This is a genomic window from Mesorhizobium sp. CNPSo 4661 (genome assembly GCF_057784215.1).
The window spans coordinates 1-25,047 of record NZ_JBWGIO010000027.1; the positions used below are offsets into that span (position 1 = coordinate 1).

A 25,047-nucleotide genomic window follows, 5' to 3' on the forward strand; every position below is an offset into this window, starting at 1 on the left:
ATCGATCTTGCGAAGCAGATGATCAGCCGGAACCAGCTGATCCAACGTCACCATCTCAAGCGCGGTCTGTTCGGGGGCGGGTCGCTTCAACATGACCCAGTGAATCAAAAACCCCCGGCTAACGCCAGGGGTTTGTCAGCAGTCTGAGCCCCGGCACGCCGGGGCTTTTCTTTTTCGGGCAAGGAGAAGCCACGAGGAGCCCGGCATAATCGTCGCGGCGAAAGGGAATAATCCCACCGCCGCGCCCGTTAACGTCCAGTGCAATTCCAGGAAAAGTGTCGAACGGTTTTCCGTCCGGAATTGCGCAAACAAGGAGATAGAGCAATTCGCTGTGAAACGGTGAAATGCTCTAGTCGCGAACTCTCTTCACCATGGAGCCAATTGAATGAGAAAGCTTGTCCTCGCCATCTCTATGCTCGCTCTTGCCGGTTCGGCCGCCTTCGCCGATCCGATCCAGGATCGCCAGGCCCTGATGAAGGAGCGCGGCAAGCTGGCCGGCCAGTTGTCGAAGGTCGTCAAAGGCGAGGAGGATTTCGACGCGGCCGCCGTGCTGACGACGCTGAAGGCCCTGCAGGCCAATGCCGAGAAGTTCGATACCGAAAAGCTTTTCCCGGCCGGCTCGGACCAGGGCGACACGACGGCCGCGCCGAAGATCTGGGAAGATATGGCCGGCTTCAAGGCTGCCGAGGACAAGTTCCTGACCAACGCCAAGGAAGCGGTAGCCTCCCCGCCGGGCGATGTCGATGGTCTGAAGGCGCAGCTCAACACCCTTGGCGGCGATTGCGGCGCCTGCCATCAAAGCTACAGGGTCAAGAAGGGCTGATCGCCCGAGATGGCCTGGCTGAAGAAGCTCGTCGGCGCCGTCATCGTGCTTGGCGGCGCCGCGGCGACGGCCGGCTGGGTCCTGTCGGCGCCGGCCAGGCTTGACGCTGCGGCCGTCGCCCAGCTCGGCCCCGGCGACGCCGCCAAAGGCAAGCGCATCTTCTACGCCGGGGGCTGCACCTCCTGCCATGCCAAGCCGGGCGCCCAGGGCGACGCCCGCCTTGAACTCGTCGGCGGCCTGGAGCTCAAGACGCCGTTCGGCACCTTCGTGCCGCCCAACATCTCACAGGATCGGAAGGACGGCATCGGCGCCTGGAGCGAGGAGGACTTCGCCAACGCCATGCTGAAAGGCGTGTCGCCTTCCGGCGAGCATTTCTACCCGGCCTTTCCCTATGCGTCCTACGCGCGCATGAAGCCGGCCGACATCGCCGATCTTTACGCCTTCATGAAGACGCTGCCGGCGGTTGCCGGCAAGGCGCCGGACCACAGGCTTTCCTTTCCCTTCACCATCCGCCGCGGGATCGGCCTGTGGAAGCGTCTCTATCTCAGCCCCGAGCCGGTGATAGCGCTGCCCGACGGCACGCCGGACAAGCTGCTGGCCGGGCGTTATCTGGTCGAGGGGCCCGGCCATTGCGGCGAATGCCACACGCCGCGCGATTTCGCCGGCGGTATCAAGAAGGGCGAGTGGCTGGCGGGCGCCGTGGCCGCCGAAGGCTCGGGCGTCGTGCCCAACGTCACCCCGGACGGGAAGAGCATCAAGGACTGGTCCGAGGCCGACATCGCCAACTATCTCGAGACCGGCTTCACGCCCGAGTTCGATTCCGTCGGCGGCGCCATGGTCGATGTGCAGAAAAACATGGCGCAGCTGACGGCCGACGACCGCGCCGCGATCGCCGCCTATCTCAAGGCCGTCCCGCCGCATCCGAATGGCTACCCGGCGCGCAAGCCGGCGAGTTGACCTCGCTTACGCTGCCGCTACCCCATTTTTACAGGTGGCGGTCGCCCAGGAAATCGAAGCCGTCTTCGAAGAAGTGGTTGTAGTTGCAGGTCAGTTCCTCGCCTGGCGCGATGTCGCGCAGCGCGTAGGTCTCCTCGGGCGAGGAGACGTCGCAGTTCGGATTGTCGTCGTGGTTCATGTAGCGCGCGTCGTCGGCCTCGAAGACGATGAAGCTCGGATCGTGCCGGTCCGGGTAGGAATAGCGGTCGAGATAGGATTTCACCGGGCCGATCTGGGCCTCGTAGGTGTCGACTGGGATCCGGCGGTCGAACCTTGGGTCGAGCTTCCAGACCAGCGTACCCTTGGCGATGTGGCTCCTGGCGAAGACGCCGATGCCCTGGATGGCGGATTTGTCGAGATACGTGTCGACGAGCAGCATGAGGATCCTTGCGAGTGAATGGTCGCGGCCGGGAGAAGCCATGTCGAAAAAGGGCGGCATTGGGTAGCGCGCGCCCTTGCCGATTGCGAGTGGAAAATCAGGCCTTGCCGGTCACTTTCAAGGCATAGGCGTAAATGTAGGCGATCTCCTCCAGCCGCGAGAAGCGGCCCGACGCGCCGGCATGGCCGGACTCCATGTTGATCTTGAACAGCACCGGATTGCCGCCTGCCTTGCGTTCACGCAGCCGCGCCACCCATTTCGCCGGCTCCCAATAGGTGACGCGCGGATCGGTCAGGCCCGCCAGCGCCAGGATGGGCGGGTAGTCGTGCCCCGCGACATTGTCATAGGGCGAATAGGCCGCGATCGTCTCGTAGTCGGCGGCTGACGCGATCGGGTTGCCCCATTCCGGCCATTCCGGCGGCGTCAGCGGCAGGCTGGCGTCGAGCATGGTGGTGAGCACGTCGACGAACGGCACCTCCGCCACGATGGCGCCGAAATGTTCCGGCGCCATGTTGGCGACCGCTCCCATCAGCATGCCGCCGGCGGAGCCGCCCTGCGCCACGATGCGGTCGTGTTTTGTGTAGCGCTCGGCGACGAGATGGCGGGCGCAGGCGATGAAATCGGTGAAGGTGTTCATCTTCTTCGCCCGCTTGCCGTCGTCGTACCAGCCATAGCCCTTGTCCTTGCCGCCGCGCACATGCGCGATGGCATAGACGAAGCCGCGGTCGACCAGCGACAGGCAGTTGGTGTTGAAGGCGGAAGGAACGGTGATGCCGTAGGAGCCGTAGCCGTAAAGAAGGCAGGGCGCCGAACCGTCCAGCGGCGTGTCGCGATGATAGAGCAGCGAGATCGGCACCAGCTCGCCATCGGCGGCGGGCGCCATCAGCCGGCGCGTGACATAGTGCTCGGGATCGTGGCCGGAGGGCACTTCCTGCGTCTTCAGGAGCACGCGCTCGCGGCTGCGCATGTTGTAGTCGAACACCTGCGCCGGGGTCGTCATCGACGAATAGGTGAAGCGCATCACGTCGGTGTCGTATTCGTAGGAGCCGGAAAGGCCGAGCGAGAAAGCCTCCTCGTCGAAGGAGATGAAATGCTCCTCGCCGCTGGCGCGCTCGCGCACGACGATGCGCGGCAGGCCGTCCTTGCGCTCGAGCCGCACCATATGATGCTTGAAGCCGAGCACCGAGAGGATCAGCCGTCCCGGCTCGTGCGGCACCAGTTCCTGCCAGTTGGCGCGCACCGGGTTGCCGACCGGCGCGGTCATGATCTTGAAGTCCTTGGCGCCGTCGGCATTGGTCAGGACGAAGAAGATGTCGCCGCCTTCTTCCAGGTCGTATTGCAGGCCGGTCTCGCGCACCGCCACCAGCTTCGGCTCGGCCGATGGATCATTGGCGGGCAGCAGGCGGTATTCCGACGTCTCATGGTCGTTGATGCCGATCATGATCCAGTCGTTGGCGCGCGTGCCGCCGACATCCATGAAGAAGCCCGGATCGGTCTCCTCGTAGATCAGGCGGTCGTTCTCGGGTCTGTCGCCGAGCGCGTGGAAGAACACTTTCGACGGGCGGTGGTTGTTGTCGAGACGGGTATAGAAGAAGCCGCCATCGCCGGCGTCCCATACCCCGCCGCCGCCCGTATCCGGGATCTGGTCGGCAAGTTCCGTGGCGCTGGCAAGATCGCGCACGCGCAGCGTAAAGAACTCCGAACCCTTGTCGTCGAAGGCCCACAGCAGCTTCCTGTGGTCGGCCGAATGGTCGACGCCGCCGAGCCTGAAATAGGCCTTGCCCTCGGCTTCCGCGTCGCCGTCGAGCAAGATCTCCTCGGCGCCGCCGTCGCGCGGCGTGCGGAAATAGCGCGGCTGCTCGCCGCCGAGCTTGAATGACGAGCCATAGGCATAGGGGCCGTCTTTCATGGGCACCGTCGAGTCATCCTCCTTGATGCGCCCCTTCATCTCGGCAAACAGCTTGCCGCGCAGGTCCGCGGTGCCGGCCATCAGCGCGGCCTGATAGGCGTTCTCGGCCTCGAGATGGGCGCGGATGCGGCCGTCGAGCAGGGAAGGGTCCCGGAACACGGCCTGCCAGTTGTCGGCCCGCATCCAGGCATAGTCGTCGCTGCGGGTGATGCCGTGATGCGTGTCGGAAACCGGGTTTTTCTCAGGGGTCGGCGGGTTGGCGGCCGGGAAGGCGGAAGTCAAGGCAGAAGCTGTGGTCATTACGTCTCGCTGCGGAATTTGCTTGAATGACGAATGAACACGCCGCTCGGCGGCGGTTCAAGGGGCGCGGTTCAAGGTGGTCTACGGAAGCTAAGCTGAAGGGGGAAAGATGAAATCCTGTGTTTCTACCGCAATGACTGTTGCCGTCGTCGCGGCAGGTCTGGCTTTTTCCAGCCAGTCTCATGCAACCGTCTTTGCCGCCTGGCAAGTGGCGGGCGTGCCGTTCGGCGATACGCTCACTGCGCGAAAGTATCCGTCCAACGCATCGCAGAAACAGGCGGCGTATCCGAAAGGCACCGTATTGCAGATGACCGGTCGCTGCACCGGCGGCGTAAACCTGCTCGATATCGCCCGCCAGCCGCAATGGAAGCAGCGCCAGGCGATCCGCTATCGCTGGTGCGAGATCTGGCACGACCCGGCGCAGAATGGCCATTTCGCCACTGGCTGGGTCTACGGCAAATATATCGCGCCTTACTGAGAGACCGGTCGCGCCGCCTTGTCGGGCCCGGCCGGCAAGGCTGCGTCCTTGGGCGCTGTGGCGCACAGGATTCATCGTGCCGGCGCAACAGGCATCCAAGCATTGGCCAAGCATTGAGTGCCGTGTCGAGTGGCCATCGGATGTCTAACATATGGATGACCCAACGTCACGCTATGCTGGTCCGGTCAGAAAAATCTCGCGAAGTTACACGGTGCACGAATTTTTGAAGCTGAATCAGCAATATTTGATGAATATCGGCGAATATAAGTCAACATTCGAATTGACTTACTTGCAATGCGGCGTCATTAAGATAAGGCGATGCGAATCGCAGGCTTTCCTGCATGAAATTCGCGCGATGCCCGATCCCAGAAAAAAAGGGCGCAGTTTTAGAAACAACTCTCGTTGGGGCCTTAGCACTATGGAAATCGTCGAAACACCTTCGAAAAACGGTGATGCGCTGATCGAGCTGACCGCCGATGTCGTCGCCGCCTATGTCAGCAACAACCCGGTGCCGGTTGGGGAACTGCCGAACCTCATCGCCGACGTCCATGCAGCGTTGGGCCGCGTCGGCGGCTCGCCGGAGCAGCCGTCGGCCGAGAAGCAGAAGCCGGCCGTCAATCCGAAGCGCTCCGTCCATGACGACTACATCGTCTGCCTTGAGGACGGCAAGAAGTTCAAGTCGCTGAAGCGGCACCTGATGACCCACTACAATCTCACGCCGGAAGAGTACCGCGAGAAGTGGGGCCTGGACGCCAACTATCCGATGGTCGCCCCCAATTACGCGGCCGCCCGCTCACAGCTCGCCAAGAAAATGGGCTTGGGGCGCAAGCGCAAGGGCCGTTGACAGGTCTCAGCTCGTCAAGCAGTTCGACGGCGCCCTCGCGGCGCCGTTTTGCTTTTTGGTGGGAGCGATATCGGCCGGATCAGGCCGTCTGCTTCAACGCCGCTTCGGCGTCGCGCTTGATGCGCTTGACCATCGAGCGCAGGCCGTTGGCGCGCTGCGGCGACAGATGCTCGTCGAGGCCGAGTTCCTTCAGCGTCGCTTCGGCGTCGGTGTTCTGGATTTCGCTTGCATGCCTGCCGGAAAACAGCGCCAGCATGATGGCGACGAGGCCGCGCACGATATGGGCATCCGAATCGCCCTGGAAGCTGATCACCGGGTCGGCGCCCACTCCCTGCTCGGTGGTGAGCCACACCTGGCTCACGCAGCCAGGCACCTTGTTCGCGGCCGTGCGCTCCTCCTCCGGGAAAGGCGGCAGGCCCTCGCCGAGCTCGATCACATAGCGATAGCGGTCCTCCCACTCGTCGAGCAGGGAAAAGTCGTCGCGGATGGTCTGCATCGGGGTGGTCATTGCCCCGCATATAGTGACCCGGCCCGGCCGCGTCACGGAAAAAGAAAGACGCCGCGGGCGTCGAGAGGTCGGACGGGCCCGCGGCGTTAGAGCAATTCCAGGAAAAGTGCGTAGCGGTTTTCCGTTCGGAATTGCGTCGAAACCAAACACGGCAATTCCAGGAAAAGTGCGTAAGCGGTTTTCCGCCCGGAATTGCGCCAAAACGAAAAGAGAGCAATTCCAGGAAAAGTGCGTAGCGGTTTTCCGTCGTTGGGAATTGCGCCAAAACTGAACAGTCGAGCGAACGGCTGAAGAAGGTCTCAGTTCTTTGCCGTCAACATCACCGGAATGTTGACCTTGGCGGGCAGCACGATGTCCTCGGAGACGCTGCCGGTGGTCGTGACGGAGCCATCCGCGACCTTCGCCTCGGCCGCGCCTGCCTGCCCGGACTGCTGGTCGTCGATCATGGCTGCGGCGATCTTGGCCGTTTCCTTGGCGCGAACGGTAATGGTGTACATGGCCGATTTGCCGGTTTCGCAGACATCGGGCTTGCGCTCGCAGAGCCCGGCAATGTCGCCGACTGCCTCGCGCGCCGCAAACAGCGCCTGGATCGGTCCGACGCTCTGCTGGCCGTCCTCGCCCGGGCCGACGCCGAGCGGCAGCGCCAGGAGCACCAGCGAGAACCAGAAAGCCATCCTGATCAGAAAGCCCATCTTACTTGCCTCTCATCCGGGATGGATGACGCATCCATCCGTGACGGATCATGCATCCATCGGCATGACCTCTTTTATGGGCACGATAATGGCACGGTCACGCAAAGGACGGCTTGCATCGAAGCCGCGAATTTTCCTCAAATTTTAGGCAAGTTCGAAAGGAATTGGTTTTGAAACGGACTTGTCTCGAATCTCATCGACTTCATTAACTTTACGATAACCATATATCTCATTGTTATTAAACGGTTTTATTCATGGTAGATGTTAGCCGGGTCGAGTTTCGGTCCGTTTTGGCACAGGCCTCGCGGCTAACCCGCCGTTTACCATGGCGCCAACTCGGCGTGCTTTGCCGGCCCGGCGTCACAATATTTGCCCCGAGGCGGTCGCCGGCTTCGCCAGCCTTATCCATTCCTTAAACGCTGGATGCCAGTTTCAAGCCAATTGATGAGTCACCTGCCAGGCAGGGCGTTTTTTACCACCGGGTACGCGTGCGTTGAGTTCTATTTCAGCCAGATACGTTCAATTGCCTGGCGCGGTTGCCGCCGGCTGCGAGCGCATGGTTCACCCGACCGTGACGGGTGAGGCCGAACGCCTGCGCCAGCGTCGCTTCATCGGCGTCATGCTCGCCGCGCCCTTTCTTGCCGCGGGTGCCGCGGTCACGCTCGTCACCGCGAGTCTTGGCGCCGCCGTCACGGTAGCGGCGATCTTTGCCGCTTTCGGCCTGTGCTGGTTCGCAGCGCTCCTGGTGGCGGCCACCGGCCACATGGCGCTCGCCGGCCGCATGGCGGTCGCGCTCGGCGGCCTCGCCCTTGCCGGTGCCATCGCGGCGGCGGGCGGATTGGCCTCGCCGGTCACGCTGCTTGCCGTCGCATTGCCGGTCGAAGCCTGGTGGGTCTCGGGGTCGCGGCGCGGCGCGCTGTCGGGAGCAGTGGCGGCGGTGGCCGCTATCGTGCTGCAGCCTTTTGCCGGGCAGTTCCTGCCGCTCGGCGAAATCGCCGCGTGGCATTGGCTGCTGCCGTTGGCCTGGGCGCTGATGCTGGTGCCGCGGGCCGCCGCCTTCACCAACCCGGCCGGCTTGCGGACGGCGGAGCCTGCCGGCGATCGTCTCGAGGACGTCATCGACGCTGTCGTGTTGCGCGCCGGCCGCCAGGGCGAAGTGCTCGACGCGTCCGCCAGGGCGCGTGCGACCCTCAAATTGGCGCCGGAGCTGCTGCTCGGCACCGGCCTTTTCGATCGCGTCCACCTTTCCGATCGCGTCGCCTATCTCACCGCTTTGGCCGACATGCGCGAGGGCGCGCCGAAGCGCCGGCTTGATCTGCGCATCCGCTTGCCGCGCGAGGGGTCTGGCGCGGCCGACAATTTCCGCCCGTTCAGCCTCGAGCTGCTGCGCGGCGAGGTCGACCGCGACGTCTTCACCCTGGTCCTGCGCGAAAACGACGATGTCGCGGCGCTGCGCGAGGAGCTTGCGGAAGCGCGGGACGCGGCCGCGGCCGCCGAAGTGGCCAAGGGCCGCTTCCTGGCGGTGGTTAGCCACGAGCTGCGCACGCCGCTCAACGCCATCATCGGCTTCTCCGACATGCTGCTGCATGAGATGTTCGGCGCCTTCAGGGATCCGCGCCAGAAGGAATATGTCGGCCTGGTGAGGGAATCCGGCCAGCATCTCCTGTCCGTCGTCACCTCGATCCTCGATGTCTCGCGCATCGAGGCTGGAGCCTACGCGACCGAGCTGGAGCCGTTCCGCTTCGTCGAGGCCGTCGACATGTGCCGTTCGATGATGCGGCCGCTGGCCGACGCCAAGAGCATAGTTCTTGCCACGCAGATCGCCCCGGATGCGGGCGAGATCAATGCCGACCGCCGCGCCATACAGCAAATCCTGATCAATCTCGCCTCGAACGCGGTGAAGTTCACGCCGGATGGCGGCTCAGTGGTGATCGGCGCCAAGCGCGTCGGCTCGCGCCTGCATTTCTGGGTGAGCGACACCGGCATCGGCATCGCCGAGGAGGACATGGCCAATCTCGGCAAGCCGTTCATGCAGATCCAGAACGACTACACGCGCCGTTTCGAGGGAACCGGGCTCGGCCTGTCGCTGGTCAAGGGTCTCGTGGCGCTGCACGAAGGCACGATGTCGATCGAGAGCGCGCCGGGAGAGGGCACCACGGTGACGATCGGCCTGCCGGTGAACGGGCCGAAGCGGCGTTCCGGCGCGCCATCCGGCGTGCTGGCCATGCCGGCGGCCAAGCCGAAGGGGGATGCAGATGGGGAGAGGAATGGCTCGCTCCGCAAAACGGCCTAAGGTGGTCGAACCCGAGCGCGGGGTCCTTGCCGAGGGCGCGGTGGCCGTCGGTCAGCTGATCGCGAGCAATCCGGTTCTGGTCGGCGGTTCGACCGCCTTCCTGGTGACGCTGTTCTATGTCTCGGCCAACGCGCTCTGGTATCAGCCTTTTCCGCACACCAGCGCTTTCTTCGCCACCCGAAGCATCGTGAATTTCCCGCATACCGTCTCCGACGAACCGGAAACCACCATCAACATCGTGCGTCAGGCGCCTGTGCAGCCTGCGCCCAAGCCGGATCCGGTCGTCCAGCAGGTGCAGGGCATTCTGAAGGACCTCAGCTTCTACGACGGCACGGTCGATGGTCTCACCGGGCCGGCCACGCGCAAAGCCATCCAGGCCTATCAGTTGAAAGTCGGGCTGCCGGGCTCGGGCGAGATCGACACGGCGCTGCTCGACCAGCTTGGCGCCCGCCAGACCACGGCTGCCATCCCGCACCCGGCGCCGCGCCCGACCGACACGGCGGCCGCAACGCCGTCGGCCAAGCCATCGGTCATTCCGGTCTCGGCGCCGGCCGGCGACCCCACATTGTCTCCCGACGCCCGCATCGTCAGGATCCAGGCCGGCCTTAAGGCTTTCGGCAACAATGACATGCAGCTCGACGGCAAGGTCGGCGCCCGCACCAAGTCCGCGATCAAGGAATTCCAGGCTCTCTTCGGTCTTCCCGAAACCGGCGAGCCGGACGAGGCCGTCTATGTCAAGATGCGCGAGATCGGCCTGACGAACTGAGCGTCGGCGTCCGAAAACTGGGTTACTCGAGCCAATGCTCGGGATCTCGCATCCCATGAACAATTGCTACTGCTAAGAGGCCGTAGTCCATGGGCTCGTAGATAACGACGTATCGACCCTCTAAGAGGACACGTGCAGTGGCGCTCAACTCTGGCCGGGCAACACCCATCTTTGGATGATTGCAGGCGAGTTCCAGCTTGTCGAAAATTCGCCCGATGAGGCTGTCCGCCGCCCGTTCGTTGTCGGTCGCAATACGGCGCCAGATGTTCTTGAGGTCTTGTTCCGCGCGAGGTGTAAGTCGGTAGCTAGCCACGTTCCGTGCGCTCGGCTTTCAGAGCGCGGAGGAAGGCGCGGCGATCGACTTCCTGGCCTTCGCCACTCGCCATTCCTTCGTCGTAGGCCTGCTTCATTTGTGCGAGTTCTAGCACGCGAAGCTCCTCGCGGTGCTCCCACAGCCTGAGGGCCTCTCTGACGATTTCGCTGTTCGAGGCATAGTCGCCACTCTCGACCGCATTCTGCAAACGGGCGGCCTGCTTCGGCGTTAGCGATATCGTGAGCGTGCGCATTGCTTGGCTTTTCATCACTCATTTATAGCGTTTCTCACAAATCCTAACAAGATTTGTTAAAAAAGCCTTCTCTCGCACCAAGCGCTCGCGTGCATAGCTGAATCTCGCTAGACAACCTGAATGCCATCCGGAACCTTGCCATGCGCGTGACCACCGATCTCTGGGTCTCGGCCCTTGTCCGCCGCGTCTTCGGCGCCGGCGGCTTTGCCGCTATCGTCAAGCGCGGCGCGACCGAAGCGGGCGCCGTCTTCGTGCTGTCGCGCGGGCGTCTGGGGGAGGTGACCTTCTACGGGCCAGCACCGCAGACCAGCTACGATTCGGCCAAGCCCGACGATCGCTTCTTCGCCGTGCTCGGCACGAGCGATGACAGCTCGGCCTTCGATGCGCGGCTGGAGCGGGAGAAGAAATTCGATCCCGACATCTGGGTGGTCGAGATCGAGTGCGGGACCGTTCCCGCCGAGGAGCTGCTTTCCGTGAAGGCGGAGTGACCGCGTCAGGACGCCTTGAGGCCGGCGCTCGCCCCGTCGCTGTTCGAGGCTTCGCGGCTCTCCATGTCCACCGCATCGGCAGCATTGCCGCGGATCGCCCGTGAAAGCGCCTCGGCCTTCCAGGCGCGCACCTTGTCGAGCGCCGCCTCACGATGCAGCAGCCGATAGCGGTCGAGGAACAGGCGGATCGCCTGCGGATGCGGGAACTCGCCGGGATAGACCGCGACCGCGATCAGGAATGCCCTGTCTTCGCTGAGGTCGAGGGCCCGCAACGCCGCAAGCAATGCGGCATAGCTCGACTGCGCGGTCACCGAGCGGGCCGTCGCGAAGTCGATCTCCAGAGCGTCGGCCAACGCGGTCTGGAAGAAGGCCGCGTTCCCTGTCAGCGCCGTCTCACGCAACTTCACGTAGGCCGGCTGGCCGAGGAAGGTGTTGATGTCTGCGGTGTCACCGGTCGGGCGCATCATCGAACGCAGGCGGCGCCGCGCGTTCTCCGTAGCTTCGCCGGGCGCTGGGCGGTCGGCGTCCGCCTTGGCTATGGGCTCCGGTTTCGGCGCAAGCCTGGTGACCGTCTCCGGCGGCCGCGTCTTGACCAGCGTCGGTCTTTCCAACGCGCGGATCAGGTCGGCGATCGTCGGGTTGAGCTCCTTGCGGCGCGCGATGGCGCGTGCGTGCGGCAGCCCATGCCGGCCGATCAGCGCGATCAGATCGATGTCGCTCAGTGCGTCGGAGCGGGTGAGCAGGGGCGCTGCGATCTCGACCGGCTCTTCAGCCAGCCGCCGCACCAGGGCTGTCGGCGCGTAGTCGCATTCGGAAAGGGCGGCGGCGACATAGCGGCGCGACTCGACCGAGACCTCGTCGAACAGCGGCAGCGTCAGGTCCTCGAGCTGGGCGATCTCGCGGCGCGAAGGGCGCGTCAGCGAGCAGAAGGCGGACACGGCGGCGCGGAACAGCCTTTCGGCCTTTCCCGCTTCGGTCCGGATAGCGATTTGCCTGAAATCCGAAGATGACACGGAGGATACGCCCGATACTCGACACCATCCCGAACCCACGCAATCCGGCCCGGCCGGTTTCGCAACTCCAGGAAAAACAAACATCAAATTAGCCGCGATCCGTTAGCGCTCCGTTAACCCTCTAGCCCCCTTAATCAACTTTGGAGGCGTTGCGTTGTTGCTCCGGTCAAACCGAGAGGGAATGCGCGAACCATGGGCATGGTCCTGTCTTTTGTGCCGCGAGCGGCACCTGTAAATCGAGCAAGTCACGACACCAATACGGCGGCGGCGGTCATCATTTTCCCCGGCGTCCGTTATGAGTTGCATCCGCAGGCCGATGAGGCGCGGCGCGGTGATGGCGGTTCCGACAGGCCGGGCTCTCCGCCACCTGCCAAGCCACATCACTGATCGGCTCGCCTTCCTCAGTAGTCCTGTAATTCGCAGGCGCTCTGCTCGAGGAAGCGTGACACGATCGGCTTCCAGCTCTCGTCCGGCACGAAGGCGCGGACGACGAAGATGCCTTCCTCGATCGGCGCCTCGACGAAGATCGCGCCCTGCAGATCCTCCGGAAGGTCGCGCCGCACGTCGATCATCTGCGCCGGCGTCAGCACCACGGCATCGAGCTTCTCGCCATTGGCGTTGTGATCGTTGAAGGAATAGATGTTGTGGCCGTTGCGGTCATAGACCGAGGCCGACCAGAACGGCACGTCGCCAGGCGCCCTGATCCGGACCAGCCCGTCCGTGAGATCGAATCGGCAGGCGGCGGCATAAAACAGGGGGTCGACCGATTTCACCACCGGCGCGCCGCCGGCCTCGGCGTCGAGCCGCGTCATCTTGTAGAGGTCCGAAGCCATCGCCAGCCGCGACCAGGCATCGCGTTCGGAAAATTCCGGCACCAGGAACAGCACGACGATGTGCACGATGCCGGCGCCGAGCAGGCCAAGGATCAGGGCGTGCAGCAGGCTACGCATTGCAGCCCGCCTTCAGGATGCGCGGCAGCGTGACGTCCGAGAGGCCGGTGCTCGAGGCGATCGGCGTGTCATAGAAGGTCAGCACGAAATACATCTTGCCGGAGCCGCCGGTCAGCAGCCAATTGCCGGGAGCCGGGCGATTGCCGACGGAGATGACGACGGAATTGTCGGGCCGGCGCAGCACTTCGTAGGATTGCAGCGCCGACCGCCTCGCCTTGCCCGTGTCGATCACGCCAAGCGACTGGTCGGCGGCGTAGAGCGTCCAGAAGCGGGCGGTGGGATAACCGCCTTCGATCGTGTAGGCGCATTCGCGCTTCAGCGGGTCGCCGGCATCGTCGCGCTCGGCGACGAAGGCAAGCCCCTCGGCCTGGCCGAGCGCCAGCACGCCCTCGCGTGCCACGCGCGCCTTGGAGTAGGGGTCGGCGGCTAAAGTCCCGACTTCGGGGAAAGCGGTCCATTGGCCGATGCGGATCGCGCCGACGCCGTCCTGCGCGTTGAGCGCATACCAGACGCTGTAGCCGCCGAGCCCGATGGCCATGGCAAGCGAAAGCAGCGTCAGGATGGCGTTCTTGAGCATGAGAGCCGCAAACAGAGGAGGTTGCCCGGGATATCGCGACGCGGGGTGCCGTGGCAAGCCGGCTTCACGACACGGCGGTCTTAAAGCGCCGAAAGCGTCTCCGGCAGAGCGGGCGCATTGAGCACCGGCGCGGCCTGGAAAGTCTTGGTCATGTCGCGCAGCGTCTGGCTGGTGCGGCTGGAAAGCACTGGCGGGCGTTCGGCTTCGGCCTGCGCCGCCGCCGCGTCGGCTTCCTTCTTGGCCGCTTCCTCGGCCTTGGCCGCGACCTCCGGATCGATGAATGGATGATCGAGGCCGGGGATCGGCTTCAGGTCGATATTCTGGTGCGCGTAGACCATCAGCCGCTGCCAGACCATCGCCGGCAGCGAACCGCCGGTCATCTTGTTGGTCGCGGTGAAGTCGTCATTGCCCAGCCAGACGGCGGCCGTGTAATTGCCGGTGAAGCCGACGAACCAGGCATCACGATAGGATTGCGTCGTGCCGGTCTTGCCGGCAACGACGATGTTGGGCAACTGCGCGCGCCGCGCCGTGCCGATCACCGGCACCGCCGCCAGCATCGTATTCATGTATTTCAGCGCCTTTTCCGACAGCACGCGGTGCGGCGGCGGCGCGTCCTTGGCCCAGTCATAGACCACCTCGCCGGTGCGGGTGACAAGCTGGGTGATGCCGTGGCGTGAGCCTACGAAGCCGTTCTGGGCAAAGACGCTGTAGCCCGTCGCCTGGTCCATCACCGTCATGCCCGATGTGCCGAGCACCATGGTCTTATGCGCTTCCAATGGTGATTCCACGCCCATCGATTCCGCCATCGCCTTGATCGGACCGATGCCCAGGTAATCCTTGGCGAGCCGCACCGGCACGGTGTTGATCGACTTGGCGATCGCCGTGAGCAGCGTGACATTGCCGGCTGACCCGCCGCTGTAATTGTGCGGCGACCAAGTGCCCCAGCTGACCGCGCCGCCCGAGACCACCGAATCCGGGGTGAAGCCGTGCTCCATGGCGGTGGCGTAGACATAGGGCTTGAACGACGACCCGGTCTGGCGCAGCGCCTTGGTGGCGCGGTTGAACTGGCTGGCGCCGTAATCGCGGCCGCCGACAATGGCCCGCACCGCGCCGTTGGTCTCGATCACCACCACCGCGCCTTCGGTGACGTTGTATTCCTTGCCGAACTGGCGAAGATGGAACTCGACCGACTCTTCCGCCGCCTTCTGGATGTTGGCGTCGAAAGTGGTGTGGGCGACCAGCGAGTGCTGGCCTGGCTTGGCGATCTTCTTGACCTCGTCGAACGCCCAGTCGAGGAAATAATCCGGGCTCTTCAGCTCGCCGCGGTCGACGACGTCGGCCGGATGCAGCCGCGCCTGCAGCACCTGGCCCTCGGTCATGAAACCGGCGTCGACAAGGTTGGACAGAACGACATTGGCGCGGGCGCGGGCCGCCGGCAGGTTGATGTGCGGGGCGTATTTGGTCGGCGCCTTGAACAGGCCGGCCAGCATCGCCGCCTCGGCAAGGCTCAGGTCCTTGACGCTCTTGCCGAAATAGAAATCCGCCGCCGCCTCGATGCCGAAGGTGCCGCCACCCATATAGGCGCGGTCGAGATAGAGTTGCAGGATCTCTTTCTTGGAAAGGTTCGCTTCCAGCCATAGCGACAGGAAAGCTTCCTTGATCTTGCGCTCGAAGGTGCGCTCGTTGGACAGGAACAGGTTCTTGGCCAGCTGCTGCGTGATGCTGGAGCCGCCCTGGACCACGGAATTGGCGCGCACATTCTCGAAGATCGCGCGCGACAGGCCAAGCACATCGATGCCGTAATGCTCGAAGAAGCGCCGGTCCTCGGTCGCCAGCACCGCCTTGATGACGATGTCCGGCATCTCGTCGACCGGCACGGAATCGCGCTGGATGATGCCGCGCTGGCCGATTTCGTTGCCGTAGCGGTCGAGGAAGGTCACGGCGAAGTCGCCCTGGCTGCGCCAGTCGCCGGCGGTGATATCGAAGGCGGGCATGGCGAGCGCGAGCAGCACCACGAAGCCGCCGGCGCCCATGGTGAAGCCTTCGCTCAGCACCTCGATGATGGCGCGGCGCCAGCCATGCACGCGGAAACGACGGGAAAAGATGGTCGCCGCTTCCCAGAATTCGCGCGCCTTGAAACCGATCTCGTACAGCGAGGAATCGAGCCAGGCGTCCACGGCGAGCAGCGCCGACGCGATCCGGCCTCTTCTCTTGCTTGGTTTCGAAGGACTCGCCATTCCAGACTTCCGCCCCAATGCACTTTCGCCCGGAAACTGCATGGGCAGTTCCGAGCGCCACCCCTGCAAGACTAATCGACCATTTTAGCACTGCTCACAAGGGCAGCGAAGCAACAGCACAAGCTTTGTTGATTGGTGGCGCCCTCGCCGCCGCGAACGGCCGACTATATCACCGCGCCGCGATGAAGCGCATGAAATGCGCCACATCCGCCTCGCTCGGCTCCTGGCCGGTGAAGGAGCGCAGATAGGCGGCAAGATGGCTGACGCGCGCCTCGACCGGTTCCTTGAGGTCTAGCACGTAGTAGCCGATCTGCATGTAATAGAGGACGCGGGCGCGGATGAAGGCATCCTCGCCGTCATAGCCGTGCCGGCGGTACATATCGCGGATGGCGCTGAGGCGCTCGTCGTCGGCCCGGTCGATCATGCGCCGCACGTCGTCCGAGCGCCTTGCCCATTCGCGGACGGCGAAATCGAGCCGCGGGTCGAACAGGCGCTCGTCGGCCCAGCATTCGAAGACGTTCATCACGCCCATGATGATGGTATCGGCCGGGCGGCGGGCACGCTCGACGATCGCGGTGGTGTTGGTTTCGTGCCAACGCGCAAGCAACTGGTCGAGCAGGTCCTGCCGGCTTTCGAAATACCAGTAGAAGCTCGAACGCGAGACGCCGAGCTTCTGTCCCAGCGTCAGCACGCGCACGCTCTCGCTGCCGTCGGAAATCAGCGTCTGCAGCGCGAGATTGATCCAGTCGGCTCGGGTCACCTTGATATTGCCGGACGCCGGCTCGTCCGGGGGAACGGTCATGGTCATGACCGAACAAGTGGCACGGCGCGGAGCGGTGCGCAAGCTCTGGACAGAAGTGTCTAGACACATGTGTACGGGGCATGTATCTTGAGAGCCTCCAACGAGAGGGAGAGGCTCGTGAAATCGCATTACCGGGCAGTCGTCATCGGGGGAGGCGTGGTCGGCGCCTCGGTGCTCTACCATCTCACGCGGTTCGGCTGGAGCGATGTGGCGCTCATCGAGCGCGCCGAGCTGACGGCGGGCTCGACCTGGCACGCGGCGGCCGGGTTCCACGCGCTCAATGCCGATCCCAATGTCGCGGCGCTGCAGGATTACACGATCAAGCTCTACCGCGAGATCGAGGCCGAGTCCGGCCAGAATGCCGGGCTGCACATGACCGGCGGCGTCAACATGGCGAGCGACCCGCAGCGTTGGGAATGGCTGAAATCGGCCTGGGCGGTGTTCCAGTCGGTCGGCATCGAGACGGCCAGGCTGGTGACGCCCGAGGAGATCAAGGAGATCTGCCCGATCGTCGATGTCAGCGACGTGCTCGGCGGCCTCTATGATTCCAACGAGGGCCATCTCGACCCTTACGGCACCACGCACGCCTATGCCGGTGCTGCGAAGAAGCGCGGTGCCGAAATCATCCTGCGCAACCGCGTCGTCGAGCTGAAGCAACGCGCCGATGGCGGCTGGGACGTGGTCACCGAGAAGGGCACGATCGTCGCCGAGCATGTCGTCAATGCCGGCGGCCTCTGGGCCAAGCAGGTGGGGCTGATGGCCGGCGTCGACCTGCCGGTGACGCCGATGGAGCACCATTATTTCGTCACCGAGGACATTCCCGAAGTCGCCGCCCTCGACAAGGAGCTCGGCCTCGCCGTCGATCTCGGCGGCTTCTCCTATCTTCGCCAGGAGCGCAAAGGCGTGCTGCTCGGTGTCTACGAGCAGAACCCGAAACACTGGAACATGGACGGCGCGCCCTGGGATTACGGCATCGAGCTCATTCCCGAGGACATCGACCGCATCAGCCCGGAGCTTTCCAGGGCCTATCAGCGCTTCCCCTGCCTGGCGAAGGCCGGCATCCGCAAATGGGTCAACGGCGCCTTCACCTTCACGCCGGACGGCAATCCGCTGGTCGGCCCGGTGCGCGGCTTGAAGAACTACTGGGTCGCCTGTGGCGTCATGGCCGGCTTCAGCCAGGGCGGTGGCGTCGGCAAGTCGCTGGCCGAGTGGATGATCTACGGCGAGCCGCAAGCCGACATCTTCGGCATGGACATCAGCCGTTATGGCGCTTTCGCCGCCAACCGCGAGTATCTCAAGCAAACCACGGGCCAGTTCTATGCCCGCCGCTTCGTCATGACCTTCCCCAACGAACGACTGCCTGCCGGCCGGCCGCTGAAGCGTCCCGGCGCCTATGAGGGCATGAGCGCCGCCGGCGCCGAATGGACAGCGTCCTGGGGCCTGGAGATCCCGGCCTATTTCGCGCCGATGGGGTTCCGCGAGGAAACGACGCTGAAGCGCTCCAACGCGTTCGAGATCGTCGGCGACGAGGTGCTGCAGGTCCGCAGCGCCGCCGGCCTCGTCGATACCACGGCCTTCTCGCGCTATGCCGTGTCAGGCTCCGGCGCCGAGGCCTGGCTCGACCGGCTGCTTGCCTGCCGGCTGCCGAAGCCCGGCCGCGCGAAGCTGGCGCCGATGCTCGGCCATGACGGACGGCTGAAGGGCGATCTCACCGTGCTCAACTGGGGCGGCGGCGAATACTGGATCATGGGCTCTTACTATTTGCGCGAATTCCACATGCGCTGGTTCGAGGCGCACATCGCCAAAGGCGTCTCCATCACCGACATCTCGGACGCCATGTCCGGCTTCCTCGTCACCGGTCCGAACGCGCGCCGGATCGTCGAACGCACCACCCATCAGGACATCTCCGCCAAAGCCCTGCCGTTCATGGCTTGCGGCGCGTTCGACATCGGCATGGTGCGCGCCCGGGTGGCCAGGCTGTCCATCGCCGGCGAGCTCGGCTTCGAGATCAACTGCCCGGCCACACTGCATTCGACCCTGCGTGAGACGCTGCTTGCCGCCGGCGAAGACCTCGGCCTGGCCGAGATCGGCTACTACGCGCTGAATTCGCTCAGGCTGGAAAAGAGTTTCGGCATCTGGTCGCGCGAATTCACGCAAGGTTACACGCCCGGCCAGACCGGACTCGACCGCTTCATCGCTTTCGACAAGGGCGATTTCATCGGCCAACAGGCCGTGATCAAGGAGCGCGAGGCCGGCGTCTCGCGACGGATCGTGACGCTTGAGGTCGACGCGGTCGACGCCGATGCCAGCGGCTTCGAGCCGGTCTGGTCCAAGGGCCGGCGCGTCGGCTTCGTCACCTCCGGCGGCTACGGCCACACACTCGGCAAGAGCGTCGCCCTGGCGTTGCTCGATGACGATTTCGCCGGGGAGGGGACGGAGCTTTCCGTACACATTGTCGGGGTCGAACGGCCGGCGCGCGTCATCGCCGCCTCGCCTTACGACGCCGAAGGCAAGGCAATGCGGCAATGAGGAGGAACGGTCATGGTTGAGCAGGCCGCACGCGATCTCAGGCGGGAACGCCGCCGCGGACGCACCGGCGAGGCCGGCAGCGAGTCGAGCCGTCGCCCGAATTACCATTCGCTGAAGAACTCGTTCGCGCCGCAGCCGGTCTTTTCCGCCGACCAGGTCGCCGCGATCCACGATACGGCGCTGCGCGTGCTGGAGGAACTCGGCATCAAGGTGCTGCTGCCCGAGGCGCGCGCCATCCTTGCCCGGGCCGGCGCGCTGGTCGACGAGGACAGCCAGATGGTCAGGATCGGCCGCGATATCGTGACGGCAGCGCTTGCCTCGGCGCCGCGATCGATCCCGGCGCGGGCCGGCGACCGTTCCCGCGATCTTGATCTCGAGCTCGGTACCATGACGTTCCTCGCCGGCTGCGGCGCCCCCAATGTCACCGATCTCGAGCGCGGCCGGCGGCCGGGCACGCTTCAGGCCTTCGAGGACTTCATTCGGCTGGTGCAGCATTTCGATGTGCTGCATATGCTCGGCCCCTGCGTCGAGCCGCAGGACGTCGACACGCGTTTTCGCCACTATGCCACCGGCCGCGCGCAACTGACGCTGTCAGACAAGGTACCCTTCGTCTTTGCTCGCGGTACGCTGCAGGTCGAGGACAGTTTCGAGATGATCCGGCTGGCGCGCGGCCTGTCAGAAGATGAGTTTGCCAGCGGCGCCCATAGCTACACCGTCATCAACACCAACTCGCCGCGGCAGCTCGACATCCCGATGGCGCAGGGCATCATCGACTTCGCCCGCGCCGGCCAGATATCGATCATCACGCCCTTCTGCCTGGCAGGCGCCATGGCGCCGATCACGGTCGCTGGCGCGCTGACGCTGCAGCACGCCGAAGCGCTGGCCGGCCTGACGCTCGCCCAGGTCGCGCGCCCCGGCGCGCCGGTGGTCTATGGCTCCTTCTCCTCCAATGTCGACATGAAGTCGGGCGCGCCTGCCTTCGGCACGCCGGAGCATGTCAAGGCCACGCTCGGCGCAGGCCAGCTTGCGCGTTTCACCGGCCTGCCATGGCGCTCCGGCGGCGGCAGCGCCGCCAATATCTCCGACGCGCAGGCAGCACACGAGACGCAGTTCGCGCTGTGGGGCTCGGTGCTGGCCGGCGCGACCGTCTGCATCCATGCCGCCGGCTGGCTGGAAGGCGGCTTGAGCGTTTCCTTCGAGAAGCTGATCACCGACATCGAGGCCTTGCAGACGGTCGCCGAGCTTTGTGCGAAGACCCCGGGTGACGAGGATGCGATCGGCTTCGAGGCCATCGCCGAGGTGCAGCCCGGCGGCCATTTCTTCTCGGCGGCGCATACCATGACGCGCTACCGCACCGCCTTCTATGAACCGCTGGTGGCTGACTGGTCGAATTTCGGCAATTGGACGCAATCGGGTTCGAAGACGGCCACGGAGCGCGCCACCGGCATCTGGAAGCGGGTCCTTTCCGATTTCCAGCCGCCGGCCTCCGCTGCCGCCACCGCGGGCGTGCTCGACGCGTTCATTGCCAGGCGCACCGAAGAGGGCGGCGCGGCTCCGGTCTCATGATTTGACGAAAACGTAATAAATTCGAGACCTTCGCCATTCACGTTATAGTCAAAACGATTCGCGATCTGGCATCGGATCGCGAGCGCGGCTACGGTATCGGGCCGCAGCGCGGAGACATGTTGGTGATGGACGGTAGATGACGGCGCCTGGGGATTTGATGCAGGCCTTGTTTATGAGGCTGAAGACCGATGCGTCGTTATCGGCGCTGCTCGGTGGCGCCGGCTTGCTCGAGCAGGCGAGCGACAAGGCGGCCTTTCCACACGTGACCTACGGCCGCACCAGTGCCTTCAACCTCGACACCGGCGCCGACAATGATGGCGATCAATTGATCACCTTGCATGTCTGGTCGAAAGCTCAAGGCGAGGCCGAGACACGCCTCATCATGGACAGCATCAAGGCGCGCCTCGATGGCGCAGCACTGTCCATCGGCCCGCGCGGCCAGACGCGGCTGTCGCTGGAATTCGCCGAGGCGCGTTATGACGAGGACCTTGCGGTCCATCATGGACTGCTGCGCTTCCGCGCCTTGACGCAGGAAGCCGCCTGATCCGAACATGATCCCGAACCGAAGGTCAGCGCAGCAAAAAGTGGGAACCGGTTTCCGGAAAAGATCAGGCGCCAACAAAGAATCAAAGCTGTGCCTGGATGGCGGCCTTGTCGATGACCGACCAGACCTCGCGAATCCGCCGGTCGTGGAATTCGTAGAAGACGTTCTCGGCGAAGCTGATCCGTTTGCCGTGGACCGGCAGGCCGAACAGCACACCCTTGGGCCGGCAGTCGAAATGCAGCCGCGCCGCCACGCGCGGCGGCTCCGAAATCAGAAACTCGATGTTGAAACGCAGGTCGGGAATGGCCTCGAAATCGCCTTCCAGCATGCGGCGATAACCTGAGAGCCTGATCGTCTCGCCGTTGTACTGCACCTCCCCGCCGACGAAGCGGCCGAGATTGTCCCAATCCTGGTCGTTCAGGCAGGCGATGTAGCCCCGGTAGAGATCGGCAATTTCCTCGCGCGTCATCGCGTGCTCCCATGGTCGTCCGTCGTCCCTACACTAGCTAGGGCTGGATGGAGAATCCGCACCCGAAAAGCGTAGCGGGCCGATTGATTTTCCGGCTATGAATTTGCACCCGGGGGCCGAGGGGCCCGGGCGCCCAAACTGGCGCCCACAGGGGTGTATTCATTTGTCTCGCGCAAGGGGAATGGCGGGCATGGATTTTCGAGTGTTCACCGTTCATTTCACGTTCAGCCCGTATGCGTTAGAACCGTGATCATGAAAAACCTTGCCTCCCATCTTCGCAAAGCAGTGCTGGCGCTCGCCGGAGCCGGCCTCTTTGCGTCGCAGACGACGGCAATGCCGGTCATCGACCCGTCGGTCGATCAGCCGGTGGTGCTCGCCGCCGGCGATTGCTACGCCATTGGCCAGCAAGTCGCCGCGCAGAATGGCGGCACGCTCGCCAAGGCCTCGCAGGCGACGCGGGGCGGCCAGCAGGTCTGCGTCATTGTCGTGCTGGTCCCCGGTAAGGACGGCCAGCGTCCGCGTCGCTCGGAAATCGTCGTCCCGTTGGGCTGACTACACTCGTTTCCCCGGCCGGCGGAATCGGCCTATAGGTCTATCCAGCAACAGGTTTCAACCCATGCGCGTGCTCGTCGTCGAGGATGACAAGGATCTCAACCGGCAGCTGGCCGACGCGCTGGTCGACGCCGGCTATGTGGTCGACCGCGCCTATGACGGCGAGGAGGGGCACTTCCTCGGCGACACCGAGCCTTACGATGCCGTGGTGCTCGATATCGGCTTGCCGCAGATGGACGGCATCAGCGTCGTCGAGCGCTGGCGCCGCGGCGACCGCAAGATGCCGGTGCTGATCCTGACTGCGCGCGACCGCTGGAGCGACAAGGTGGCCGGCATCGACGCCGGCGCCGACGACTATGTGACCAAACCCTTCCACATCGAGGAGGTGCTGGCGCGGGTGCGGGCGCTGATCCGCCGCGCGGCGGGTCATGCTTCGTCCGAGCTCACCTGCGGGCCGCTGCGGCTTGACACCAAGGCGTCCAAGGCCGACGTCAATGGCGTGCCGCTCAAACTCACCTCGCACGAGTTCCGGCTGCTCGCCTATCTGATGCATCATATGGGCGAGGTGGTGTCGCGCACCGAGCTGGTCGAGCATCTCTATGACCAGGATTTCGACCGCGATTCCAACACGATCGAAGTGTTTGTCGGCCGGCTTCGCAAGAAGATGGGCATCGACATGATCGAAACCGTGCGTGGCATGGGCTATCGCATGCGTGAGCCGGAGGCGTGAGGCGGAACCGCTGAGGCCAACGATGGGAACGTGGCTTTCAAGGCTGCGGCTTTGGCCGCGCTCGCTGACCTTCCGCGTCATCGCCTTGTCCACCATCTGGGCGATCCTGACGCTGGTCGTCATCTTCACCCTCATCACCACGCTTTACCGCCAGGCCAGCGAACGCGGCTTCGACAGCCTGCTTTCGGCGCATCTGTTCAACCTGATCGGCTCCGTCGGCATTTCCGACAATGGCGCGCTGACCGGCTCGCCCGACCTCGGCGACCTGCGCTTTTCCGAGCCCAATTCCGGCTGGTACTGGTCGGTGGAGCCCGCCTCCGAAGGCGTGCATGGCGAAATCCATTCCTCCTCGATGACGACTTCACTCCTGTCGCCGAGCGTCGCGGAAGTGCCCTTCAACGCGAACTTCCAGCGCAGCTACTCGATGGAAGGCATCAAGGGCGAAAAGCTCGAAGTGTTCGAGAGCGAGTTCGTGCTGGACGCCAAGAACCGCGCGGCCCGCTTCCGCGTCATGGGCAATCACAGCGAGCTCGAGCAGGAGATCGCCAGCTTCCAGCGCCGCCTGCTCACCTACCTCTCCCTGTTCGGCGTCGGCATGATCGCCATCAACGCCATCGCCATCCTCTTGGGTCTTCAGCCTTTGCGCCGGGTCCGCAATGCGCTGGCCATGGTGCGCGAAGGCACCGCGCAGAGGCTCGACGGCAGCTTCCCGGCCGAGATCGAGCCGCTCGCCAACGAGACCAATGCGCTGATCGAGAACAACCGGCGCATCGTCGAGCGCTCGCGCACCCAGGTCGGCAACCTTGCCCATTCGCTGAAGACGCCTTTGGCCGTGCTGATCAACGAGGGCAGGGCGCTTGGCGGCGCCAAGGGCCAGTTGATCGCCGAGCAGGCCGCCTCGATGCAGAAGCAGGTCGACCACTATCTGCAGCGCGCCCGCGTCGCCGCGCAGCGCGACAGCGTCGTCTTCCGCACGCCGGTCTCGCCGCTGGTCGAGCGCATGGTGCGCGTGCTGCGGAAACTCAACCCGCAAACCAGGCTGACGCTTTCGCCGCCGCCGGCGGAGATCGTCTTTGCCGGCGAGCGCGAGGATCTCGAGGAACTGCTCGGCAATCTGCTCGACAATGCGATGAAATGGGCGAAAGGCACCGTCGCCGTGACGATCGCCACTATTGCGGGAAGCGGCAACCTGTTTGAAATCGTTATAGAGGATGACGGCCCGGGCATTCCCGAGGACAGCGCGCGGGAGGTGTTGAAGCGTGGCAAGAGACTGGACGAGACGAAGCCGGGAACGGGGCTCGGGCTCGCCATTGTCGCCGACCTCGTCAACGAGTATGGAGGCTCGCTGGCGCTGGAACGGTCCGGCATGGGCGGCTTGAGGGCGGTGGTGAGATTGCGGAGCCTTCAATGATGTTCTTTATCGATTTGCGAGCAGGGGCTGGCGGCCAAATTTCCGACAAATATCAACACTATGGCCTCGATATCCTCCCCGATAACGCAGCCCCCAGCTCACCCCGCTCAAGAGAACCGGTTGTTGGCATGAAGATCCGCGTCGCGCTCGTTTCCGCCCTGCTCGCCGTTTCCGGCTGCACGACACTGAGCAGGGGCGGTCCAACCTCTCCTGTCACGCCAGTTTCCACACCGCCAACCGGCGGCAAGGTCTCGACCGGCATCGTTTCGGCCATGAATGGCGGACTTATCGGTGGATCGATCGGCTCGGGCCTCAGCGACGCCGAAAAGCGCAAGGGCCTGGAAGCGGAGTACAAGGCGCTGGAATACAACACCAGCGGCCAGAAGGTGACGTGGAAGAGCGACAATTCCTCGCATTATGGCGAGGTCGTCGCCGCCCAGCCCTACCGGGTCGGTTCGCAGGATTGCCGCCAGTACACCCATACCGTCTATACCAGCGGCGCGGGCGTCACCGCGCGCGGCACCGCCTGCCGCAACGCCGATGGCAGCTGGACGCCGCTGACCTGATTTAGGCAACAGCCGGCCCGTTTGATATAGATCAAGGTAGACCGGGCCGACTGCCGTCA

Annotated in this window: 26 protein-coding genes; 14 read left to right on the forward strand and 12 right to left on the reverse strand. The window is 64.3% G+C overall.

Going from position 1 to position 25,047, the window contains the following annotated elements; genetic code table 11:
- The first annotated feature begins 385 nt into the window (after nucleotides 1–385).
- Nucleotides 386–823 carry a c-type cytochrome gene (locus tag AC0YKC_RS29795; protein WP_488513631.1) on the forward strand — a complete coding sequence of 146 codons (438 nt, stop codon included), beginning with the start codon at nucleotides 386–388 and terminating at the stop codon, nucleotides 821–823.
- 9 nt (nucleotides 824–832) lie between these two features.
- Nucleotides 833–1,780, forward strand: coding sequence for a cytochrome c (locus AC0YKC_RS29800; RefSeq protein ID WP_320294897.1), 948 nt, complete (start codon nucleotides 833–835; stop codon nucleotides 1,778–1,780).
- 28 nt (nucleotides 1,781–1,808) lie between these two features.
- Here the strand turns inward: AC0YKC_RS29800 and AC0YKC_RS29805 are convergent, their stop codons facing one another.
- Nucleotides 1,809–2,198: an SET domain-containing protein gene (locus AC0YKC_RS29805; RefSeq protein ID WP_320294898.1), complete on the reverse strand. Its 390-nt coding sequence runs from the start codon at nucleotides 2,196–2,198 to the stop codon at nucleotides 1,809–1,811.
- Between the two features lie 97 nt (nucleotides 2,199–2,295).
- Nucleotides 2,296–4,407, reverse strand: a complete 2,112-nt coding sequence (locus AC0YKC_RS29810) for a S9 family peptidase (protein ID WP_488513632.1) — start codon at nucleotides 4,405–4,407, stop codon at nucleotides 2,296–2,298.
- Between the two features lie 109 nt (nucleotides 4,408–4,516).
- Here AC0YKC_RS29810 and AC0YKC_RS29815 point away from each other — a divergent pair, with 109 nt between their 5' ends.
- Both AC0YKC_RS29815 and AC0YKC_RS29820 read left to right on the forward strand, forming a co-directional pair.
- A complete protein-coding gene (locus AC0YKC_RS29815) occupies nucleotides 4,517–4,885 on the forward strand; it encodes an SH3 domain-containing protein (protein WP_488513633.1) in 369 nt (122 codons plus the stop codon).
- A 418-nt stretch (nucleotides 4,886–5,303) separates the two neighbouring features.
- Nucleotides 5,304–5,729, forward strand: a complete 426-nt coding sequence (locus AC0YKC_RS29820; RefSeq protein ID WP_027164827.1) for a Ros/MucR family transcriptional regulator — start codon at nucleotides 5,304–5,306, stop codon at nucleotides 5,727–5,729.
- 79 nt (nucleotides 5,730–5,808) lie between these two features.
- On the opposite strand, the gene AC0YKC_RS29825 is transcribed toward AC0YKC_RS29820, so the two are convergent.
- A complete protein-coding gene (locus AC0YKC_RS29825) occupies nucleotides 5,809–6,237 on the reverse strand; it encodes a SufE family protein (RefSeq protein ID WP_488513634.1) in 429 nt (142 codons plus the stop codon).
- A 299-nt stretch (nucleotides 6,238–6,536) separates the two neighbouring features.
- Nucleotides 6,537–6,929, reverse strand: coding sequence for a DUF5330 domain-containing protein (locus AC0YKC_RS29830; protein WP_488513635.1), 393 nt, complete (start codon nucleotides 6,927–6,929; stop codon nucleotides 6,537–6,539).
- Nucleotides 6,930–7,485: 556 nt separating this feature from the next.
- Here AC0YKC_RS29830 and AC0YKC_RS29835 point away from each other — a divergent pair.
- Both AC0YKC_RS29835 and AC0YKC_RS29840 read left to right on the forward strand, forming a co-directional pair.
- Nucleotides 7,486–9,222, forward strand: a complete 1,737-nt coding sequence (locus AC0YKC_RS29835; RefSeq protein ID WP_488513657.1) for a sensor histidine kinase — start codon at nucleotides 7,486–7,488, stop codon at nucleotides 9,220–9,222.
- Complete coding sequence (locus AC0YKC_RS29840) at nucleotides 9,197–9,988, forward strand: peptidoglycan-binding domain-containing protein (protein WP_320294904.1); 792 nt, start codon at nucleotides 9,197–9,199, stop codon at nucleotides 9,986–9,988. Before AC0YKC_RS29835 ends, AC0YKC_RS29840 begins: the two co-directional genes overlap by 26 nt.
- 22 nt (nucleotides 9,989–10,010) lie before the next feature.
- Here the strand turns inward: AC0YKC_RS29840 and AC0YKC_RS29845 are convergent, their stop codons facing one another.
- Both AC0YKC_RS29845 and AC0YKC_RS29850 read right to left on the reverse strand, forming a co-directional pair.
- On the reverse strand, nucleotides 10,011–10,301 hold the full coding sequence (locus AC0YKC_RS29845; RefSeq protein ID WP_320294905.1) for a type II toxin-antitoxin system RelE/ParE family toxin: 291 nt from the start codon (nucleotides 10,299–10,301) through the stop codon (nucleotides 10,011–10,013).
- Entirely contained in the window at nucleotides 10,294–10,554 is a 261-nt protein-coding gene (locus tag AC0YKC_RS29850) for a type II toxin-antitoxin system ParD family antitoxin (protein WP_320294906.1), read from the reverse strand. The genes AC0YKC_RS29845 and AC0YKC_RS29850 overlap by 8 nt, the downstream gene beginning before the upstream one ends.
- A 140-nt stretch (nucleotides 10,555–10,694) precedes the next feature.
- On the opposite strand from AC0YKC_RS29850, the gene AC0YKC_RS29855 reads away from it, so the two are divergent.
- Nucleotides 10,695–11,042, forward strand: coding sequence for a DUF1491 family protein (locus AC0YKC_RS29855; RefSeq protein ID WP_320294907.1), 348 nt, complete (start codon nucleotides 10,695–10,697; stop codon nucleotides 11,040–11,042).
- A 5-nt stretch (nucleotides 11,043–11,047) separates the two neighbouring features.
- Here AC0YKC_RS29855 and AC0YKC_RS29860 read toward each other — a convergent pair whose 3' ends face one another.
- From AC0YKC_RS29860 to AC0YKC_RS29880, 5 genes are all read right to left on the reverse strand, one after another.
- Nucleotides 11,048–12,055, reverse strand: a complete 1,008-nt coding sequence (locus AC0YKC_RS29860) for a DUF2336 domain-containing protein (protein ID WP_488513636.1) — start codon at nucleotides 12,053–12,055, stop codon at nucleotides 11,048–11,050.
- 401 nt (nucleotides 12,056–12,456) lie between these two features.
- The gene (locus AC0YKC_RS29865) at nucleotides 12,457–13,005 is read right to left on the reverse strand and encodes a DUF1254 domain-containing protein (RefSeq protein WP_434721803.1); all 549 of its coding nucleotides are present in this window, start codon (nucleotides 13,003–13,005) and stop codon (nucleotides 12,457–12,459) included.
- Complete coding sequence (locus AC0YKC_RS29870; protein ID WP_488513638.1) at nucleotides 12,998–13,582, reverse strand: DUF1214 domain-containing protein; 585 nt, start codon at nucleotides 13,580–13,582, stop codon at nucleotides 12,998–13,000. The genes AC0YKC_RS29865 and AC0YKC_RS29870 overlap by 8 nt, the downstream gene beginning before the upstream one ends.
- 80 nt (nucleotides 13,583–13,662) lie before the next feature.
- Nucleotides 13,663–15,819, reverse strand: coding sequence for a transglycosylase domain-containing protein (locus AC0YKC_RS29875; protein ID WP_488513639.1), 2,157 nt, complete (start codon nucleotides 15,817–15,819; stop codon nucleotides 13,663–13,665).
- Nucleotides 15,820–15,988: 169 nt separating this feature from the next.
- On the reverse strand, nucleotides 15,989–16,627 hold the full coding sequence (locus tag AC0YKC_RS29880; RefSeq protein WP_488513640.1) for a TetR/AcrR family transcriptional regulator: 639 nt from the start codon (nucleotides 16,625–16,627) through the stop codon (nucleotides 15,989–15,991).
- 111 nt (nucleotides 16,628–16,738) lie between these two features.
- Between AC0YKC_RS29880 and AC0YKC_RS29885 the strand changes: the two genes are divergently transcribed.
- From AC0YKC_RS29885 to AC0YKC_RS29895, 3 genes are all read left to right on the forward strand, one after another.
- On the forward strand, nucleotides 16,739–19,150 hold the full coding sequence (locus tag AC0YKC_RS29885) for a GcvT family protein (RefSeq protein ID WP_488513641.1): 2,412 nt from the start codon (nucleotides 16,739–16,741) through the stop codon (nucleotides 19,148–19,150).
- A 12-nt stretch (nucleotides 19,151–19,162) separates the two neighbouring features.
- Complete coding sequence (locus AC0YKC_RS29890; RefSeq protein ID WP_488513642.1) at nucleotides 19,163–20,716, forward strand: trimethylamine methyltransferase family protein; 1,554 nt, start codon at nucleotides 19,163–19,165, stop codon at nucleotides 20,714–20,716.
- 157 nt (nucleotides 20,717–20,873) lie between these two features.
- A complete protein-coding gene (locus tag AC0YKC_RS29895; protein WP_320294915.1) occupies nucleotides 20,874–21,260 on the forward strand; it encodes a DUF3168 domain-containing protein in 387 nt (128 codons plus the stop codon).
- 82 nt (nucleotides 21,261–21,342) lie between these two features.
- On the opposite strand, the gene AC0YKC_RS29900 is transcribed toward AC0YKC_RS29895, so the two are convergent.
- Nucleotides 21,343–21,729 (reverse strand): ester cyclase, encoded by a 387-nt coding sequence (locus tag AC0YKC_RS29900; protein ID WP_488513643.1) that lies wholly within the window; start codon nucleotides 21,727–21,729, stop codon nucleotides 21,343–21,345.
- Between the two features lie 252 nt (nucleotides 21,730–21,981).
- On the opposite strand from AC0YKC_RS29900, the gene AC0YKC_RS29905 reads away from it, so the two are divergent.
- The 4 genes from AC0YKC_RS29905 to AC0YKC_RS29920 all read left to right on the forward strand — a co-directional run bounded on the left by AC0YKC_RS29905 (nucleotide 21,982) and on the right by AC0YKC_RS29920 (nucleotide 24,988).
- Complete coding sequence (locus AC0YKC_RS29905; RefSeq protein ID WP_488513644.1) at nucleotides 21,982–22,281, forward strand: hypothetical protein; 300 nt, start codon at nucleotides 21,982–21,984, stop codon at nucleotides 22,279–22,281.
- Nucleotides 22,282–22,345: 64 nt separating this feature from the next.
- Nucleotides 22,346–23,011: a response regulator transcription factor gene (locus tag AC0YKC_RS29910; RefSeq protein ID WP_027164846.1), complete on the forward strand. Its 666-nt coding sequence runs from the start codon at nucleotides 22,346–22,348 to the stop codon at nucleotides 23,009–23,011.
- A 22-nt stretch (nucleotides 23,012–23,033) separates the two neighbouring features.
- Nucleotides 23,034–24,422: an ATP-binding protein gene (locus tag AC0YKC_RS29915; protein ID WP_320294918.1), complete on the forward strand. Its 1,389-nt coding sequence runs from the start codon at nucleotides 23,034–23,036 to the stop codon at nucleotides 24,420–24,422.
- 128 nt (nucleotides 24,423–24,550) lie between these two features.
- Nucleotides 24,551–24,988 (forward strand): RT0821/Lpp0805 family surface protein, encoded by a 438-nt coding sequence (locus AC0YKC_RS29920; protein WP_320294919.1) that lies wholly within the window; start codon nucleotides 24,551–24,553, stop codon nucleotides 24,986–24,988.
- Nucleotides 24,989–25,047: the final 59 nt, after the last annotated feature.

What these genes read in the sequence shown, in the direction of transcription:
- AC0YKC_RS29795 (WP_488513631.1), top strand. Translation starts at nt 386, where the DNA reads ATGAGAAAGCTTGTCCTCGCCATCTCTATGCTCGCTCTTGCCGGTTCG.
- AC0YKC_RS29800 (WP_320294897.1), top strand. Translation starts at nt 833, where the DNA reads ATGGCCTGGCTGAAGAAGCTCGTCGGCGCCGTCATCGTGCTTGGCGGC.
- AC0YKC_RS29805 (WP_320294898.1), bottom strand. Translation starts at nt 2,198, where the DNA reads ATGCTGCTCGTCGACACGTATCTCGACAAATCCGCCATCCAGGGCATC.
- AC0YKC_RS29810 (WP_488513632.1), bottom strand. Translation starts at nt 4,407, where the DNA reads ATGACCACAGCTTCTGCCTTGACTTCCGCCTTCCCGGCCGCCAACCCG.
- AC0YKC_RS29815 (WP_488513633.1), top strand. Translation starts at nt 4,517, where the DNA reads ATGAAATCCTGTGTTTCTACCGCAATGACTGTTGCCGTCGTCGCGGCA.
- AC0YKC_RS29820 (WP_027164827.1), top strand. Translation starts at nt 5,304, where the DNA reads ATGGAAATCGTCGAAACACCTTCGAAAAACGGTGATGCGCTGATCGAG.
- AC0YKC_RS29825 (WP_488513634.1), bottom strand. Translation starts at nt 6,237, where the DNA reads ATGACCACCCCGATGCAGACCATCCGCGACGACTTTTCCCTGCTCGAC.
- AC0YKC_RS29830 (WP_488513635.1), bottom strand. Translation starts at nt 6,929, where the DNA reads ATGGGCTTTCTGATCAGGATGGCTTTCTGGTTCTCGCTGGTGCTCCTG.
- AC0YKC_RS29835 (WP_488513657.1), top strand. Translation starts at nt 7,486, where the DNA reads ATGGTTCACCCGACCGTGACGGGTGAGGCCGAACGCCTGCGCCAGCGT.
- AC0YKC_RS29840 (WP_320294904.1), top strand. Translation starts at nt 9,197, where the DNA reads ATGGCTCGCTCCGCAAAACGGCCTAAGGTGGTCGAACCCGAGCGCGGG.
- AC0YKC_RS29850 (WP_320294906.1), bottom strand. Translation starts at nt 10,554, where the DNA reads ATGCGCACGCTCACGATATCGCTAACGCCGAAGCAGGCCGCCCGTTTG.
- AC0YKC_RS29855 (WP_320294907.1), top strand. Translation starts at nt 10,695, where the DNA reads ATGCGCGTGACCACCGATCTCTGGGTCTCGGCCCTTGTCCGCCGCGTC.
- AC0YKC_RS29865 (WP_434721803.1), bottom strand. Translation starts at nt 13,005, where the DNA reads ATGCGTAGCCTGCTGCACGCCCTGATCCTTGGCCTGCTCGGCGCCGGC.
- AC0YKC_RS29870 (WP_488513638.1), bottom strand. Translation starts at nt 13,582, where the DNA reads ATGCTCAAGAACGCCATCCTGACGCTGCTTTCGCTTGCCATGGCCATC.
- AC0YKC_RS29875 (WP_488513639.1), bottom strand. Translation starts at nt 15,819, where the DNA reads ATGGCGAGTCCTTCGAAACCAAGCAAGAGAAGAGGCCGGATCGCGTCG.
- AC0YKC_RS29880 (WP_488513640.1), bottom strand. Translation starts at nt 16,627, where the DNA reads ATGACCATGACCGTTCCCCCGGACGAGCCGGCGTCCGGCAATATCAAG.
- AC0YKC_RS29890 (WP_488513642.1), top strand. Translation starts at nt 19,163, where the DNA reads ATGGTTGAGCAGGCCGCACGCGATCTCAGGCGGGAACGCCGCCGCGGA.
- AC0YKC_RS29895 (WP_320294915.1), top strand. Translation starts at nt 20,874, where the DNA reads ATGCAGGCCTTGTTTATGAGGCTGAAGACCGATGCGTCGTTATCGGCG.
- AC0YKC_RS29900 (WP_488513643.1), bottom strand. Translation starts at nt 21,729, where the DNA reads ATGACGCGCGAGGAAATTGCCGATCTCTACCGGGGCTACATCGCCTGC.
- AC0YKC_RS29905 (WP_488513644.1), top strand. Translation starts at nt 21,982, where the DNA reads ATGAAAAACCTTGCCTCCCATCTTCGCAAAGCAGTGCTGGCGCTCGCC.
- AC0YKC_RS29910 (WP_027164846.1), top strand. Translation starts at nt 22,346, where the DNA reads ATGCGCGTGCTCGTCGTCGAGGATGACAAGGATCTCAACCGGCAGCTG.
- AC0YKC_RS29915 (WP_320294918.1), top strand. Translation starts at nt 23,034, where the DNA reads ATGGGAACGTGGCTTTCAAGGCTGCGGCTTTGGCCGCGCTCGCTGACC.
- AC0YKC_RS29920 (WP_320294919.1), top strand. Translation starts at nt 24,551, where the DNA reads ATGAAGATCCGCGTCGCGCTCGTTTCCGCCCTGCTCGCCGTTTCCGGC.